This window comes from Arthrobacter sp. MA-N2 (assembly GCF_000517125.1).
GTDB classification, from domain to species: domain Bacteria; phylum Actinomycetota; class Actinomycetes; order Actinomycetales; family Micrococcaceae; genus Arthrobacter; species Arthrobacter methylotrophus.
This window is the reverse complement of record NZ_KI912155.1, coordinates 1,998,807-2,015,509: the sequence shown is the minus strand read 5'-3', so window position 1 is coordinate 2,015,509 and position 16,703 is coordinate 1,998,807. Positions and strand designations below refer to the sequence as shown.

At 63.3% G+C, this 16,703-nt stretch carries 12 protein-coding genes; 9 read left to right on the top strand and 3 right to left on the bottom strand.

What is annotated here, in order from left to right:
- Nucleotides 1-221 precede the first annotated feature (221 nt).
- Nucleotides 222-959: a VOC family protein gene (locus tag A3M3_RS0110155; RefSeq protein WP_028266228.1), complete on the bottom strand. Its 738-nt coding sequence runs from the start codon at nucleotides 957-959 to the stop codon at nucleotides 222-224.
- Nucleotides 960-1,091: 132 nt separating this feature from the next.
- Here A3M3_RS0110155 and A3M3_RS0110150 point away from each other — a divergent pair, with 132 nt between their 5' ends.
- Nucleotides 1,092-1,916: an IclR family transcriptional regulator gene (locus A3M3_RS0110150; RefSeq protein WP_028266227.1), complete on the top strand. Its 825-nt coding sequence runs from the start codon at nucleotides 1,092-1,094 to the stop codon at nucleotides 1,914-1,916.
- A 30-nt stretch (nucleotides 1,917-1,946) separates the two neighbouring features.
- Here A3M3_RS0110150 and A3M3_RS0110145 read toward each other — a convergent pair whose 3' ends face one another.
- Entirely contained in the window at nucleotides 1,947-3,083 is a 1,137-nt protein-coding gene (locus tag A3M3_RS0110145) for an aromatic ring-hydroxylating oxygenase subunit alpha (protein WP_028266226.1), read from the bottom strand.
- 45 nt (nucleotides 3,084-3,128) lie between these two features.
- A complete protein-coding gene (locus tag A3M3_RS24630; RefSeq protein WP_197023189.1) occupies nucleotides 3,129-4,325 on the bottom strand; it encodes an NAD(P)/FAD-dependent oxidoreductase in 1,197 nt (398 codons plus the stop codon).
- A 234-nt stretch (nucleotides 4,326-4,559) separates the two neighbouring features.
- Here A3M3_RS24630 and A3M3_RS0110135 point away from each other — a divergent pair, with 234 nt between their 5' ends.
- From A3M3_RS0110135 to A3M3_RS0110100, 8 genes are all read left to right on the top strand, one after another.
- Nucleotides 4,560-4,910 (top strand): bifunctional 3-phenylpropionate/cinnamic acid dioxygenase ferredoxin subunit, encoded by a 351-nt coding sequence (locus tag A3M3_RS0110135; protein WP_028266225.1) that lies wholly within the window; start codon nucleotides 4,560-4,562, stop codon nucleotides 4,908-4,910.
- A gap of 136 nt (nucleotides 4,911-5,046) precedes the next feature.
- Nucleotides 5,047-7,554, top strand: a complete 2,508-nt coding sequence (locus A3M3_RS0110130) for a GcvT family protein (RefSeq protein ID WP_028266224.1) — start codon at nucleotides 5,047-5,049, stop codon at nucleotides 7,552-7,554.
- Nucleotides 7,555-7,611: 57 nt separating this feature from the next.
- Nucleotides 7,612-9,372, top strand: a complete 1,761-nt coding sequence (gene betA, locus A3M3_RS24625) for a choline dehydrogenase (protein WP_051423102.1) — start codon at nucleotides 7,612-7,614, stop codon at nucleotides 9,370-9,372.
- An 8-nt stretch (nucleotides 9,373-9,380) separates the two neighbouring features.
- Complete coding sequence (locus A3M3_RS0110120; RefSeq protein ID WP_051423100.1) at nucleotides 9,381-10,901, top strand: aldehyde dehydrogenase family protein; 1,521 nt, start codon at nucleotides 9,381-9,383, stop codon at nucleotides 10,899-10,901.
- Nucleotides 10,898-11,932, top strand: a complete 1,035-nt coding sequence (locus A3M3_RS0110115) for a quaternary amine ABC transporter ATP-binding protein (RefSeq protein WP_028266222.1) — start codon at nucleotides 10,898-10,900, stop codon at nucleotides 11,930-11,932. The genes A3M3_RS0110120 and A3M3_RS0110115 overlap by 4 nt, the downstream gene beginning before the upstream one ends.
- On the top strand, nucleotides 11,932-13,965 hold the full coding sequence (locus A3M3_RS24620; protein ID WP_051423098.1) for an ABC transporter permease: 2,034 nt from the start codon (nucleotides 11,932-11,934) through the stop codon (nucleotides 13,963-13,965). The genes A3M3_RS0110115 and A3M3_RS24620 overlap by 1 nt, the downstream gene beginning before the upstream one ends.
- Nucleotides 13,966-14,021: 56 nt before the next feature.
- On the top strand, nucleotides 14,022-14,996 hold the full coding sequence (locus A3M3_RS0110105) for an ABC transporter substrate-binding protein (RefSeq protein WP_081736765.1): 975 nt from the start codon (nucleotides 14,022-14,024) through the stop codon (nucleotides 14,994-14,996).
- A gap of 279 nt (nucleotides 14,997-15,275) precedes the next feature.
- Nucleotides 15,276-16,682 carry an MFS transporter gene (locus tag A3M3_RS0110100; protein ID WP_028266220.1) on the top strand — a complete coding sequence of 469 codons (1,407 nt, stop codon included), beginning with the start codon at nucleotides 15,276-15,278 and terminating at the stop codon, nucleotides 16,680-16,682.
- Nucleotides 16,683-16,703 lie beyond the last annotated feature (21 nt).

The following is a 16,703-nucleotide window of genomic DNA, read 5'->3' as shown; positions in this document are numbered from 1 at the left end:
CTTCACGTTCAACAGCAGCAGCCCCAGCAAGAGCGAGTCGACTGACATTACTCCCGCCATCAAATAGGCCCAAGCGATAATCATGGTCGGTTCACCGCCAGCCTGCCGCCAGATGTGCAGGGTTCCTCAAGAACGCGCATACCAATCTCCTGACCCGGATCCCCCCAGTCACTCGATAGTTCACCAAGTGTGGCACGACGACGCCTAAGAAGAAACGGCCTTTAGCCGGGAGTGAGGACGCAGAATTCGTTGCCCTCCGTGTCGGCGAGGCATACCCACGGCACATCGCCTTGGCCGACGTCGGCGTCCGTGGCGCCGAGGGCCCGCAGCCGGGCCACCTCTGCCGCTTGGTCATCGCCGCGATACGGCCGCAGGTCGAGATGGACACGGCCGGACACGGCATTCGCGGCGGGTGTGCGGACGAACTCCAGATAAGGCCCGACACCCATGGCCGAACGCAGCCTCGCAAAATCGTCAGTCACCTCGAGCAGGGTCCAGTCCGTCGCGCCGCTCCAGAACCGGGCCATGGCCCGTGGATCCGCACACTTGACCACCACTGCGGCGATCGGCCCGGTGTCCCGGTAGATCGGCCGAGGCTCCAGTACGCAGAACAGGTTGCCTTCCGGGTCGGCCAGGACGGTCCACGGCACATCTCCCTGGCCAATGTCGGCGGGCGTTGCGCCGAGCTTCAACAGGCGTGCCACGAGCTCCGCTTGATGGGCCGCAGAGGTGGTGGCGAGGTCCAAGTGGGCGCGGTACCCCACCGTCTCAGGGTCCGGAACGGTGACCACATCGACACACACGGCAGCGGGGTCCGGCCCGACAAAACCCAAAGGTTCAACATTGGTCACACCGGGCCCTTCGCTGGAAACACCCCAGCCGAGCGCCTCCGCCCAAAACCGGCCCAGAGCCAAGTCATCCCGGGCCTTGAAATTCACCTGAACAAGTCGCAGTGCCATACCGCCCGATTTTATAACCAGGCAGTACAGGATAGACGGCAGTACCCCAGGACACGAAGCCCAGGACACGCAGCCCAGGACACAAAGCCCCGAAAGACCGCTCACTTGACCGCGTTTGAGACGATGAACCACATGGACGCTGACGCAAGCCTTGCCAACGACCCCGATACCGATTCCGCCGGAGCGCAACACGCCGGCGTGCAGTCCGTGGACCGGGCCATCACGGTGCTCGAAATCATCGCCCGCAACGGCGATGCCGGCGTGAGTGAGATCGCGGAGGAAATGGGCGTCCACAAGTCAACGGCGTCGCGACTGCTGAGCGCCTTGGACGCCCGTGGCATGGTGCAGCAGAACCACGAACGCGGAAAATACCAACTCGGATTCAACATCCTGCGCTTGGCCAGTGCCATTCCGGCCCGTCTTAGCTTGGTCAGGGAGGCCCGGGAAGATCTCGAAGCCCTGGCGGAGAAGTTCGCTGAGACTGCCAACCTGGCGGTGCTGCGGTCAAACTTCGCGGTCAATGTGGACCAGGCCATTGGCCCCAACACGCTTGGCACGCAGGACTGGATCGGTGGACTCACCCCGCTCCACGCCACCTCCAGCGGCAAGGTCATGCTTGCTGCCCTGCCGCCTGCGACGCGTGACCGCGTTCTCAGGGAAGCCGGCCAGGCGCGGTACACGCCACAGACCATCACCGACCGCGACGAGCTGGAGAAGCAAATGCCGGTCGTTGCAGAGGCCGGGTACGCCGCCACGTATGAAGAACTCGAACGCGGACTCAACGCTGTCGCCGTTCCGATCCGCAACCACAACGGCACGGTGATCGGAGCCATTAGCCTTTCCGGCCCGGCCTTCCGTTTCGAGCCGGAAAAAATACCCGGCCTGCTCGATGCGCTCAAGCAGGCCGGGTATTCAATCAGCGTCAAGATGGGCTACACCGCAACCAGCGGCGCCTAGGGTCCGTCACATCGAAAAACATTCCTCAGGCTAGCTGTCGGCGGGGACTTCGGCGATCTTGCTGGTGACCCAGCTGTGGAACGCCTCAATGTGGTGCTCGCTCGGTACCAGGACGCCACCCTTGGCGTAGATCTTGGAACCCATGGCTGGCTGGCAGCGTTCGCAGGCGTCGAAGTCCTGCTCGTTGACCCGGTGGAAGAGCTCCACCGAAGCGCTCAGGTCCTTGCCGGATTCCACCACACTGGGCACGTACAGCCAATCGCATTCAACGATCGTGTGGTCCGCTGCCAGCGGGAACATGCGATGGATGATGACGTGGTCCGGAACCAGGTTGACGAAGACATTCGGCTTGATGGTCACTGCGTAGTACCGGCGGTCCTGGTCATCGCCCACTCCCGGAATTCGATCCAGTCCCTCGGAACCGTCAATCGTGAAGCCCTTGATGTCGTCACCGAACTCGGCGCCGTGGCCCACAAAATACTGCGCCGCCAGGCCGTCGGCGAACTCAGGGAGGACTTCGGTGAGTTCGGGGTGGATCGTGGCGCAGTGGTAGCACTCCATGAAGTTTTCGATGATGAGCTTCCAGTTGGCCTTGACGTCGTACTTGATGCGCCGGCCAAGGCTCAGGTTCGCGATGTCATAGTCGTCAACAGCCCGCAGGTCCCCGAGTCGCTCCTCGATCGCACCCATGACGTCTTCCTCGAACGACGGTGGCTCATCCGCGAGGCAAACCCAGACGTAGCCCATGTATTCGCGGACGTGGACCTTGACCAGTCCGTATTCGTTGCGGTCGATATCCGGCATCTTGGTGAGGTTGGGGGCCGCGATGAGCTTTCCCTCAAGATCGTAAGTCCAGGCGTGGTACGGGCACTGGAACGAGCGGTTGGCCTCGCCGGACTCCTCCATGCACAGCTTCACGCCGCGGTGCCGGCAGATGTTGTAGAACGCGCGGATTTCCCCTTTGCGGGTGCGGTTGATGAGCACGCTCTCGCGGCCGATCTGTACCGTTTTGAACGAACCGGCCTTTTCCAGGTCCGCGGTCCGCGCTGCGCAGAACCACATTTGTTCGAAGATGTGCTCTTGCTCGGCGCGGAAGATGTCTTCACTGACATATGTGTGGCCAGGGAGAGTGGGGATCAGGCTGGGGGAAACAACTTCAGTGGTCATGCTGACTCCTATTCAGTGATGAACGTGGTTGAGGCTTGGGAATGTTTATGGGGTTGCCAGGACGGGCGGGGCGTTGCGGGCGTTGAGTTGTCGGCGCCAACGGGTGAACAGCCGCGGTTGGTTCACACCCAGAACGCCCACCGGTTCCTTGCCCCGGTAGTACACCGCAAGGAAGCTGTGGTTCTCGAGCTGCCCCGCCTCGATCTCGACGCGCTCTGCGTCCCGCGCGTGGCCGGCGAACTGGAGCTTCACTCCGTACTGGTCAGACCAGAAGTACGGCACGTTGAGAGGAAGAGGCGCGGCAGAGTGATCCAAGAGTCCGGCCACGGCCAGGGCGGCACGTTCCTGGGCGCCGCTCCAATGCTCCACGCGATGGTGCCGCCCGCTGCGTGGGTCGAACCAGGCCGCGCAGTCTCCCACGGCAACTACGCCGGGGACGTTGGTCCGTCCCATCGAATCGCACGTCACGCCGTCGTCGAGCTCCACGCCCGAACCGGCCAGCCACCCGACGTTGGGTACCGCACCGATACCGAGGAGTACGACGTCGGCGGAACGGTACTGTCCGTCGCCGAGCCGGACGCCGGTCACATTTCCTTCGTAGCCGTAATACGAGTCGATTCCCGTGTCACAAATCAGCTCCACCCCGTTCATCCCATGGAGCGTGGCCATGACGGCAGCCATCTCCGGACCGAGCGGAGCGCTCAGCGGCATTTCGCTCTTGCAGATGATGGTGACGTCCATTCCCAAGCCCTTGGCGGTGGATGCGACTTCCGCCCCGATAAAGCCGGCACCCACAACCAACAGGCGGCCGCCGGCAACGAGTTCCGGGGCCAGATCCTGGGCATCTTGGAGAGTCCGCAAGGTGAAAACATTGGCTAGGCCCGCAAGTTCGGACAGCGTGCGTGCGGAGGCTCCCGTGGCAATCACGACGCCGTCAGCCACCACAGTGCTCCCGTCGCCTAGCGTGATGGTCCTGGTGGCGGCATCGAAGCTTCGTGCCGGCGAGCCCAGCAGCCATTCAGCTTGGAGCGGGTCAGCCGAATCCGCCTCCTCAGCTTCCAACATGACGTCCTTGATACCGATTTTTCCTGCCAGGAACTCCTTGGACAGGGGCGGGCGGTCATAGGGCCGCTGCTGCTCATCGCCAATGATGAGCAGCCGGCCGGAAAAGCCCTGCGCCCGGGCAGCGCGGGCGGCGGAAAGACCCGCCAATGATGCACCCACGATCGCCAATGTCTCCATGGCTTCCTCCTCGCCGAGCCGTTCGGAAATTTATTGCGCCATACGCAACAAACTTCATTATGCGAAACAGCGTGACCGACTTCACATCGCGTGTCAAGGAATCTGCGCAGGAAGTTCAACCCCCTTGACAAGCCACTGTGATGTCAATCACCCTGTTGCGTATTGTGATCAGCGTTGATCATGAGACAACCGCCCCACAGGTTTCGACCAGCCCGGTGAAAGAAGGTTCGTGAGATGCACAGTGCTTGCCCGCTCAGCTCGTTGGCTCCAGGGGACGCGATTCGACTCGAGACGTCTCCGCCCATTGCCGTATTTCACACCGAAGAGGGCGAACTCTTTGCCCTCGACGACACCTGCACCCACCAAGACGCCTCACTCGCCGACGGCTGGATAGAGGACTGCTGGGTAGAGTGCCCACTCCATGCTTCAAAGTTCAACCTCCGCACGGGAGCCGCCGACGCGCCTCCCGCAAAATTGCCCGTCCGGGTCCACGAAGTCCTGGTGGTGGATGGCCAGATCATGGTCAAAGAATCCGCGGACGCTCCCAACCTTCCCCCCGGGTTGACCGTCGACGGCCACGTCTAGGGTCCATCCACCGTTGTTTCGGCATTGTCAGTACCGGGTGTCGCACAACAGTTCCAGGACCGTCGTCTTCCGCTATTCATGCCGACCGTCCGGCGAGCCCCAAACTTCCACACCACTTACTCCAGGAGCAACACGCATGTCCACATCACCCCGCGTCGTCATCATCGGAGCCGGCATCGTCGGCGCCAATCTCGCGGATGAGCTGTCCACCCGCGGCTGGACCAACATCACCGTGGTCGAGCAGGGACCGTTGAAGTTGGCGGGCGGCTCAACTTCGCACGCCCCCGGCCTCGTGTTCCAGACCAACGCCTCCAAGGCCATGACCCAATTCGCGTCCTACACCGTGGACAAGCTGCTCTCGCTCAGCGAATCCGGCGTCTCCTGCTTCAACCAGGTGGGCGGCCTCGAGGTGGCCACCACTCCGGAGCGCCTGGAGGACCTCAAGCGCAAGCTGGGCTACGCGGCGTCGTGGGGTGTCGAAGGCAGGCTCATCGATCCGGACGAGTGCGCCAAGCACTACCCGCTTCTCAACCAGGAAAAGGTGCTCGGCGGACTCTACGTCCCCTCCGACGGCTTGGCTTCCGCAGCCCGCGCCGTCCGCCTGCTCATCGCCAAGGCGAGCGCCGCAGGGGTCACGTTCCGCGGTTCCACTCCCGTCACCGGCATTGAACAGGCCGGCGGCAAAGTCACCGGCGTAGAAACGCCCGACGGCGTGATCCCGGCAGACATCGTGGTTTCCTGCGCCGGGTTCTGGGGACCCAGGATCGGCGCCATGGTGGGTATGTCCGTGCCACTCCTCCCCTTGGCCCACCAGTACGTCAAGACCACCTCCGTGCCCGAGCTCGTGGGCCGGAACGATGCCTCGCGGCTGCTTGACCCGGGCAACGGCGCCTGGATGCCCATCCTCCGCCACCAGGACAAGGACCTCTACTACCGCGAACACGGGGACCGGATGGGCATCGGCTCCTACGCCCACAAGCCCATGCCCGTGGACCTCCGGGAGCTGCCCGAGGTTGCCGCCGCTGACATGTCCGAGCACCGGATGCCGTCCCGCTTGCCGTTCACGGAAGAAGACTTCCTGCCGTGCTGGGAAGACTCCAAGGAACTCCTTCCGGCACTCGCCGGCGCCCGGATTGCCGATGGCTTCAACGGGATCTTCTCCTTCACCCCCGACGGCGGTCCCCTCGTGGGCGAGTCCAAGGACGTTGACGGTTTCTTCGTGGCCGAGGCCGTATGGGTGACGCACTCCGCCGGTGTGGCCCGCGCCCTGGCGGAGCGCCTCATCGAGGGCCAGTCCCGGATTCCGCTCCATGAATGCGAGGTCTCGCGCTTCGAAGAAATCCAGACCGCAGAGAGCTACGTCAGCGAAACCTCCCAGCAGAACTTCGTGGAGATCTACGACGTCCTGCACCCGCTGCAGCCGAGGCTCTCTCCGCGTGAGCTGCGCGTGAGCCCCTTCAATGCCCGGCAGAAGGAGCTCGGGGCGTTTTTCCTCGAAGCCCACGGTTGGGAGCGCCCGCACTGGTTCGAAGCCAACCGCGGTTTGCTCGAAGAGCTCCCGGAAGAATGGCGTGCACCGGAGCGCGAGCCCTGGGCCGCCATGTTCCACTCCCCCATTTCCGCGGCCGAAGCATGGAAGACGCGCACCGCCGTCGCACTCTATGACATGACCCCGCTCAAGCGGCTGGAGGTTTCCGGCCCGGGCGCCGTAACCCTCTTGCAGCGCCTCAGCGCCGGGAAAGTCGACAAGAAGCCGGGTGCGGTGACGTACTGCCTGCTCCTCAACGACGACGGCGGTATCCGCAGCGACATTACGGTGGCCCGGCTGGATGAGACCACGTTCCAAGTGGGCGCGAACGGCAACATCGACTTCGACTACTTCACCACCGAAGCCCGTAAGCAGACCGCCGAGGACGTCAGCCAGTGGGTCCAGGTCCGCGACATCACCGGTTCCACGTGCTGCGTTGGGCTTTGGGGGCCGCTCGCCCGCGAAGTCATCGCCAAGGTGAGCGACGACGATTTCAGCAACGAGGGATTGAAGTACTTCCGCACCAAGAAGGTCCGGATCGGCGGGATTCCTGTCACCGCGATGCGGCTGTCCTACGTAGGCGAGTTGGGCTGGGAGCTGTACACGACTGCGGAAAACGGCCAAAGGCTCTGGGACCTGTTGTTCCAGGCCGGCCAGGAGCAGGGCATCATCGCGGCCGGCCGCGGCGCGTTCAACAGCCTGCGCCTGGAGAAGGGCTACCGGCTGTGGGGCACGGACATGACCCCGGAGCACGAGCCCTACCAAGCGGGCCTGGGCTTCTCCGTCGGCAAGGACAAGGAAGGATACATCGGCGCCGAGGCCCTCAAAGCCCGCCGCGAACTGCCCGTCAACCGCCGCCTGCGTTGCCTGACGGTCGACGACGGCACGTCCGTGGTGTTGGGCAAGGAACCCGTCTATTTCCGGGGAGAGCCTTCCGGCTACGTCACAAGCGCGGCCTACGGCTACACCGTCCGGAAGCCCATCGCCTACGCATGGCTGCCCGCAGAAGCAGGCGAGGGTGACGCCGTCGAGATCGAATACTTCGGCAAGCGGATCCCGGCCACCATCTCCGCCGATCCCCTCGTGGATCCGACCATGGAAAAGCTGCGGGGCTGACGCCCCTCGCGGCTGCCGGACACAAGCAATGGGGATCACTTCAAAGGAGTTCGACTAATGGCCAACGAAAAGTTTGACTACGTCATTGTGGGTGGGGGCAGCGCCGGATCGGTGCTCGCGGACAGGCTGAGCGCTGACGGCACCAAGACCGTCCTGGTCCTGGAGGCTGGCCGGAGCGACTACCCCTGGGACCTGTTCATCCAGATGCCCGCTGCGCTCACGTTCCCTAGCGGGAACAGGTTCTACGACTGGCGCTACCAATCCGATCCCGAGCCGCACATGCACGGACGGCGGATCGCCCATACCCGCGGCAAGGTCCTGGGAGGCTCCAGTTCCATCAACGGCATGATCTTCCAGCGCGGCAACCCTTTGGACTACGAACGCTGGGGAGCCGACGCCGGGATGGAGACCTGGGACTTCGCGCACTGCCTCCCGTACTTCAACCGCATGGAGACCGCCCTCGCGGCGGATCCCGGCGATGAGCTGCGGGGACACAACGGACCGCTGGTCCTTGAACGCGGCCCGGCGCGCAATCCCCTCTTCCAGGCCTTCTTCCGCGCCGCCCAACAAGCCGGATTCGCACGAACCAACGATGTCAACGGGTACCGGCAGGAGGGCTTCGGTCCCTTCGACCGCAATGTACACAAGGGCCAGCGGCTCTCCGCCTCCCGCGCCTACTTGCGGCCGCACCTCGACCGGCCCAACCTCACAGTGCGGACCCGGGCACTCGTATCCAAGATCAACTTCGACGAGACTGGTACTTCCGGCGTCAGGGCCACGGGCGTCCGCTACCGACGCAATGGCAAGCAGCACAGCGTGGACGCCCAGGAAGTCGTCCTGTGCGGAGGAGCCATCAACACCCCGCAACTCCTGCAGTTATCCGGCGTCGGGGACTCCACTCACCTCAAGTCCCTCGGGATCAGGCCCGTAGTTGACCTCCCCGGCGTCGGCGAAAACCTCCAGGACCATCTGGAGGTCTACATCCAGCACGCCTGCACCCAGCCGGTGTCCATGCAGCCGAGCCTGAGCCTGTGGCGCTATCCGTGGATAGGGCTGCAGTGGCTGTTCGGGCGCAAGGGGCCTGCGGCCACCAACCACTTCGAAGGGGGCGGCTTTGTGCGCTCCAACGAGGACGTTGCCTACCCCAACCTGATGTTCCACTTCCTACCGGTGGCCGTCCGCTACGACGGCCAGAAGGCCGACGCCAAGCATGGCTACCAAGTGCACATCGGGCCCATGTATTCCGACGCCCGGGGCAGCCTGAAGATCACCTCCACGGATCCAACCGTCCACCCGTCCATGAAGTTCAACTACCTTTCCACGGACCAGGACCGGCGCGAGTGGGTCGAAGCCATCCGCATTTCCCGGAACATCCTGGAGCAGTCCGCCATGGCGCCTTTCAATGGCGGCGAGCTCTCCCCCGGTCCAGCGGTCCAGACAGATGAGGAAATCCTCGACTGGGTAGCCCGCGACGCAGAAACCGCCCTGCACCCTTCCTGCACAGCCAAGATGGGTCCGGCCACCGATCCCATGGCCGTGGTGGACCCGCTCAGCATGAGGGTACATGGCACCTCCGGGCTGCGGGTGGCTGACGCTTCGGCAATGCCCTACGTGACCAACGGCAACATCTACGCGCCGGTCATGATGCTGGCCGAGAAAGCCGCGGACTTGATTCAAGGCTACGAACCCCTCGCGCCGATCACCGCCGAGTTCTACCGGCACGGCGCGGTTCCGGGAAACGGCGCGATTCCGGGCGCCGACCGGCCGGTTCCGGACACCATGGAAAGCCATCCCGAGGCCACTTCGGCAAGGAACTAAGGAGGGGCATGAACAGCCCACAACTTTCGCAGATCCACACGGTGCGCGGCAGCTACGTCGACGGCGGCTGGCGGCAGTCCAGCGGAAGCACCCGGAGCATCAGCTGCCCGGCGGACGGCACGCACGTTGCCGACGTCGCGGAGTGCACCCCGGCCGATGCCGAGGCCGCGGTGGCGAGCGCCCGGAAAGCGTTCGACGACGGCCCCTGGCCAAGCACGCCGGAACAGGAACGCGGCGCGATCCTGCTCCGCGTGGCCGGGCTGCTGCAGCGGGACAAAGCCGTATACGCGGCCGCTGAAGCCCTCGACACCGGCAAGCGGCTGATTGAAGCCGAATACGACATCGACGACGTCATAGCCTGCTTCCGCTACTACGGCAGCGTGGCAGGCACGGACGCGGGCCGCGTGATCGATACCGGGCGGCCCGGCGCCATCAGCCGGATCGTCCACGCACCCGTGGGCGTCTGCGGCCTCATCACACCGTGGAACTATCCGCTCCTGCAAGCTTCGTGGAAAGTTGCGCCTGCACTCTTGGCCGGCAACACTTTTGTCCTCAAGCCCAGTGAGCTGACTCCCTCCACGTCAATCCTGCTCATGGACACGCTACGGGAAGCCGAGGTGCCCGACGGCGTCGCGAACCTCGTGACCGGAACGGGACCGGAAGTGGGGGCGGTACTTAGCTCGGATCCCAGGGTCGATCTGGTCTCCTTCACGGGCGGGCTGGAAACCGGCAAACGGATCATGGTTGCCGCAGCGCAGACGGTCAAGCGCGTGGCCCTTGAGCTCGGCGGCAAGAACCCGAACGTCGTGTTCGCCGACGCCGACCGGGAAGCCGCTATCGACAACGCCTTGACGGCCGTCTTCCTTAATTCCGGCCAGGTTTGCTCGGCCGGGGCCCGGCTGATTGTCGAAGAGTCGATACACGAAGAGTTCGTGGCCGAAGTGGTGCGCCGTGCACGCCAGATCCGGCTGGGCGGCCCCTTCAACCAGGAGGCCCAGACAGGTCCGCTGATCTCCGCGGCCCATCGTGACAAGGTCCACGCCTACGTGCAGGCGGGGATCGCGGAGGGCGCCCGGCTGTTGTGCGGGGGCTTCATTCCGGACAGCCCGGAGCTGGCCGGTGGCAGTTTCTACCCGCCCACCGTGCTGGACGGGTGCAGCACCTCGATGCGCGTGGTCCAAGAGGAATCCTTTGGCCCCGTCATGACGGTGGAAACATTCACCACCGAGGAAGAGGCCGTCCGGCTGGCGAACGACACCGTCTACGGACTGGCCGGCGCTGTGTGGACGGCAGACGCTTCGAAGGCCCAGCGGGTTTCCGAAGCGTTGCGCCACGGGACGGTCTGGATCAACGACTACCACCCGTACGTTCCGCAGGCCGAATGGGGCGGCTTCGGACAGTCCGGCAATGGCCGTGAATTGGGGCTCGCGGGCTTGGCCGAATACCGAGAAACGAAGCACATCTGGCAAAACATCAGCCCCGGGCCCAGCCATTGGTTCGAGCCGTCACAGGCAGGAGTACAGCAATGAGCAGTCCTGACATATCAGTGCGCAACCTCTGGAAGGTCTTCGGACCCGGAGGTGAAAAGATCCCCAAGGATCGCGAACTCTCGGCTTTGAGCTCGGCCGAATTGCTTGAACGCACCGGGTGCAATGCTGCAGTACGCGACATGAACTTCGACGTCGCGAAGGGCGAGGTGTTCGTCGTCATGGGCCTGTCCGGATCAGGAAAGTCCACCCTGATCCGGTGCCTCACCCGGCTGATCGAACCGACGTCGGGTTCCGTCCTGGTGGACGGCAAGGACGTGATGCAGGCAGGAACCGGCGAGCTTCGGGAGCTGCGCCGGCGGAAAATGTCCATGGTCTTCCAGCATTTCGGCCTCCTGCCGCACCGCACCGTGCTGGACAACGTGTCCTACGGGCTGCAGATCCGTGGCGCCGCCAAGAACGAGCGCTACGCCAGGTCCCGCGAAATCATCGAGCTTGTAGGCCTCAAAGGTTACGAACAGCATTTCCCCGATCAACTCTCCGGCGGAATGCAGCAGCGCGTCGGACTTGGCCGCGCCTTGGCGGGCGATCCGGACACTATCCTCTTCGACGAGCCGTTCTCTGCCCTGGACCCGCTCATCCGGCGCGATATGCAGGCGGAAGTCATCCGGCTGCACAAAGAAATGGGCAAGACGATGGTTTTCGTTACCCACGACCTTTCCGAAGCGCTCAAACTCGGGGACCGCATCCTGATCATGCGGAACGGGGAGACGGTCCAATGCGGCACAGGCGATAATCTCGTCGGATCGCCTGCGGACAAGTACATCGCCGACTTCGTCTCCGAGGTGCCTCGTGCGGATGTCCTGACACTCAAGTGGATCACCGATCCTTTAGCATTGGGCACTCCTGGGGATGCTCCTGTCCTGAGCGCAGGCACCATCATCCGCGACGCCATTCCCACCGTCATGAACTCTTCGTGTCCCGTTCTGGTGGAAGATTCCGGCAAGATCACCGGCCAGATCGATCGCGACAGCATCTTGTCGGTCATCCGCAACACGGAAGTTGCGGCGTGATGTCCGCACTCGTTCGCGATCGTGCCCCGGTTCAGACCGGCCTCGTTTCCGTCCGAGCGCCGCGCAAGCGGCTTAGCCGCCGTACCCTGCTTCTGGGCGGGGCCGGCGTCGTCTGGCTCGTCGGATTCCTTTTCCTCCACGGCACTGCGACCCTCACGCTGCCGGCGTCGGAGCTCACTGACCTCCACCGCTCCCTCAACCAATTCAATGCCTGGGTGGCCTCAAACCGGGCCGACAATCCCGTCTTCCAGTACGTTTTCACACCTCTCCGGGCCGCCGTCGATGCGGTCGCAAACCTGTTCATCGGTATTTTCGCCGCCAGCTCCACCGGGCTTCGCCTGCCGGAAATCGGCTGGCTGGGAACCGTCGCGCTGCTCAGCTGGATCGCCTTCGCGGTGGGCAACGCCCGCGTGGCGCTGCTGACAGCAGCCGTCTTCGTGTTCTTCGGCCTTCAGGGGCTGTTTACGGAAGCGGCTTACACCTTCGCCCTCGTCCTCACAGCCGTGCTGTTCAGCCTCCTGATCGGCATCCCGCTCGGGGTCTTGGCCGGAATCTCCGAGCGGGTTTCCCAAGTGATCACTCCGGTCCTCGACTTCATGCAGATCCTCCCCACGTTCGTCTATCTGGCTCCGTTGGCCCTCATCTTCCTGATCGGCCCTGCCTCCGCGGTAATCGCCACGGTGATCTACGCGGTGCCTCCGCTCATTCGATTGACGGCACACGGAATCCGGAACATCCCGGAGAACACCAGGGAAGCCTCCGATTCCTTGGGCACCACGGGGTTGCAGCGACTTCTGACCCTGCAACTCCCTCTGGCACGGCGCACCATCGTCATGGGAATCAACCAAAGCACCATGGCCGCCCTGTCCATGGTGACCATCGCGGCGCTGATCGCAGCGCCCGGGCTGGGACAGGTGGTTATCCGCGCCCTGCAGTCGCTCGACGTCGGCACGGCGGTCAACGCCGGCCTGTCGATCGTCCTCTTGGCCATTGTGCTGGACCGCGTGACCACGGCCGCCAGCCGCCGGGCCGAACCCGGAGCAAACCGCAAACGCCGGATATCGCGGCGAACGCGTTACATTGTGCTGGCCGTCAGCTTGCTTGTGGTGCTCGCCGTTGTCCAGTTGTCCCGCACGATGCTCTGGGCCGCAGCCTTTCCTAAGAACCTCAACTTCGGCCCGGACATCGTCAGCGGAGTAGGCGCTGCCAGCGAATGGCTGCAGACAAACCTCTCACTGTTTACGGTGTCATTCCGCGAGGCCCTGACCAACGGAATCCTCAACCCGTTCCAGTCCCTTCTGACCGATACCCCCTTTTACCTCCTGATCGCGGTTCTCCTCGTGGCGGCTTACGCACTCGGTGGTTGGAAGCTGGCACTGGTCACCGCCTCATGCCTGGCCGCGATCATCTACCTAGGCCTGTGGAGCGATGCCATGGTTACTCTGGCAAGCACCCTTGTTGCCACAGCCGTGGTCATGGTCCTGGGCATCATCTTCGGTGTGGCGATGGGCAGGTCCAACAAGGTGGACCAGGTCATGCGGCCCATGCTGGATGCCGGACAGACCATGCCAGCTTTCGTCTACCTCGTTCCATTCCTGGGCCTCTTCGGCGCCACACGGTTCACCGCCATCATCGCCGGCATCATCTACGCGGCACCCGTGGCCATCAAGATCACGGCCGACGGCATCGCTGCAATTTCCCCCACCGTCATGGAAGCTGCGGTATCCAGCGGCTCAACCCCCTGGCAAGTCATCACCAAGGTCCAGCTGCCCATGGCGCGGCAATCGCTGGCCCTGGCGGCCAACCAAGGCCTGATCTACGTCCTCGCCATGGTGGTAGTCGGAGCGCTGGTCGGAGCAGGCGGCCTCGGGTACGACGTCGTCGCCGGCTTTGTCCAAAGTTCGCTGTTCGGCAAGGGTCTCGCCGCAGGCCTGGCCATCGTTTTCCTCGGCATCCTGTTGGATCGCATGACCCAGGCTGTCGCAGCCAACCCCGTCCGAAAAGTCCCTTCGGCAAAATCACCCGCCCACTAACGGGCTCCGTCTCACGCAATCCCCCAACACACTGCCCCACCCAAGGAGATCCAACCATGAGTAAAGCTGGACTGCTGTTGAAACGAACAATTCCCACGCTCGCCGGAACCGTGGCTGCCGCCCTGTTGCTTGCCGGCTGCGGCGGCGCAACAGTCAACCAGGCGGCCGCAGCCGGTGCTTCGGGCACCCCCTGCGGAACCGTCAACGTGGCCCTCAACGCATGGGTGGGCTACACGGCAAACGCGGCTGTTTACAGCTACGTAGCCCAAAACAAACTCGGTTGCACGGTGGTTCAGAAGGACCTGTCGGAACAGATTTCCTGGCAGGGCTTCGGCTCGGGTGAAGTCGACGTCATTCTTGAGAACTGGGGTCACGAGGACCTCGCAAAACAGTACATCACGGACCAAAAAGTCGCGGTGGACGCCGGCCCCACCGGCAACGAAGGGCACATCGGCTGGTACGTACCACCATGGATGGTCCAGAAGTACCCGGACATCCTGGACAGCAAGAACCTGAACAAGTACGCCTCACTCTTTGCCACCTCCGAATCCGGTGGCAAGGGCCAGGTCCTGGACGGCGACCCGGCGTTCGTGACCAACGATGAAGCCCTCGTCAAGAACCTAGGCCTCGACTACAAAGTGGTCTTCTCCGGTTCGGAAGCAGCATTGATCCAGTCGTTCCGTACGGCCGAGAAGAACAAGACGCCGCTACTGGGGTATTTCTACGAACCGCAATGGTTCCTCTCCGAAGTCCCCCTCAAGAAGGTCAGCCTGCCCGCCTACACTCCGGGCTGCGATGCCGACGCCGAGAAGGTGGCCTGTGACTACCCCGATTACAAACTGAACAAAGTGATGGCCAAGAAGTTTGCGGACAGCGGTTCTCCCGCCGCGAAACTGCTCAAGGCCTTCTCGTGGACCAACGCGGACCAGAACTCCGTCGCAACGGACATCCAGGGCGGCATGAAGCCCGACGCCGCCGCCAAGAAATGGGTGGATGCCCACCCCGACGTCGTGGCTGCCTGGCTCAAATAGCCCTTTCGCGTTGCTTTGAAGCTCCCCGGATCCTTGGATCCGGGGAGCTTCTTTTTTGCATTCCGGAGCGGGATTACACTCACTCACCGCAACCATGTTGCAGTGAGTGCGCCACCCTCTCCAACTAGCTCGCACTCGTTGTCGCTTAGGACGTCCAATACGACATTTACTGCGAGCTAGTTAGGTGGAAGCCGCAGCCCCTTGACGGTGATGCGGAACACATCTATTCTGGTGCAACAGCGTTGCGTTGAATGCAACCCCAAAATTCTTGGTGGATTCATGAAAAACGAAACATCCCCCGTGGCAGCAATCCAGGGAAGAGGTCATGCCGGATCCAAAGGCGGTTCCGGCGACCTTCCTGACGCAACAGCCACCCCGGCCAACCTGTCAAAGCCAGCCACCAACCACACGGTCAGCAAGGACACCCGCCGCCGCGTCATCACCGCAAGCTTCATCGGCAACTTCGTCGAATGGTTCGACTACGCCGTCTACGGCTACCTTGCCGGGATTATCTCGACCGTCTTCTTCCCCGCATCGGACCGGCAGACCGCCCTGCTCGCCACGTTCGGCGTCTTTGCCGTCTCATTCTTTGTCCGTCCACTGGGCGGATTCATCTGGGGCCACATCGGTGACCGGCTGGGACGCAAACAGGCACTCTCCCTGTCGATCGTGCTCATGTCCGTGGCAACGTTCTGCATCGCCCTGATCCCCGGCTACAACACCATCGGCGTCATGGCACCGGTCCTCCTGCTGCTCGTCCGCATTGTTCAGGGCTTCTCGGCAGCAGGCAAATACGCAGGTGCCTCAGCCTTCCTGGTGGAATACGCACCGGCCAATCGGCGCGGACTCTACGCCGCCGTCGTACCTGCCAGCACAGCAGCAGGCCTTCTGCTCGGTTCCCTGCTGGCGGCACTGCTCAGCTCGGTGCTGAGCGCCGAGCAGCTCGGTGAATGGGGTTGGCGCTTGCCCTTCCTCCTGGCCGCCCCGATGGGCCTGATTGGCCGCTACATCCGCACCAAGCTTGAGGACACCCCGGCATTCCGCGAAATGGCCGCGAAAGAAACCGAGGTCAAGGCGCCTGCATTCGCCATGTTCAAGACATACCGCAAGCAGCTCATCATCGCGACGGGCGCGGTGCTGCTCAACGCCGTCGGCTTCTACGTGATCCTCAGTTACATGCCTACCTACCTTTCGGAAGAACTCCACTTTGGTGCGGCAGAGTCTTTCCTGGCCACCACCATCGCCCTCCTGAGCTACATCGGATTCATCTTCCTGACCGGGATCGCATCTGACAGGTTCGGCCGCAAGCGCATGCTCATCACGGCTTCCGTACTGTTCGTGGTGCTGACCGTTCCGGCGTTCATGCTCCTCGACACCGGCAACTTCCTCGTGATCGTTCTGGTCCAAATCCTCCTGGGCGGCATGCTGACCCTCAACGATGGAACCTTGCCCAGCTTCCTGGCCGAGCTCTTCCCCACCAGAGTCCGCTACAGCGGCTTCGCAGTCAGCTTCAATCTGTCCAACGCCCTGTTCGGCGGCACCGCCCCCTTCATGGCAACCCTCCTGATCGGCCTCACCCACAACCAACTGGCCCCCGGCTGGTACCTCGTGGCGGCCTCCATCGTTTCCCTCATCGCAGTCCTCTTCGCCGTAGAGACTTCCAAGAAGCCCCTGCAGCAGGACTGAAACAACCCACCCATTGAAAGG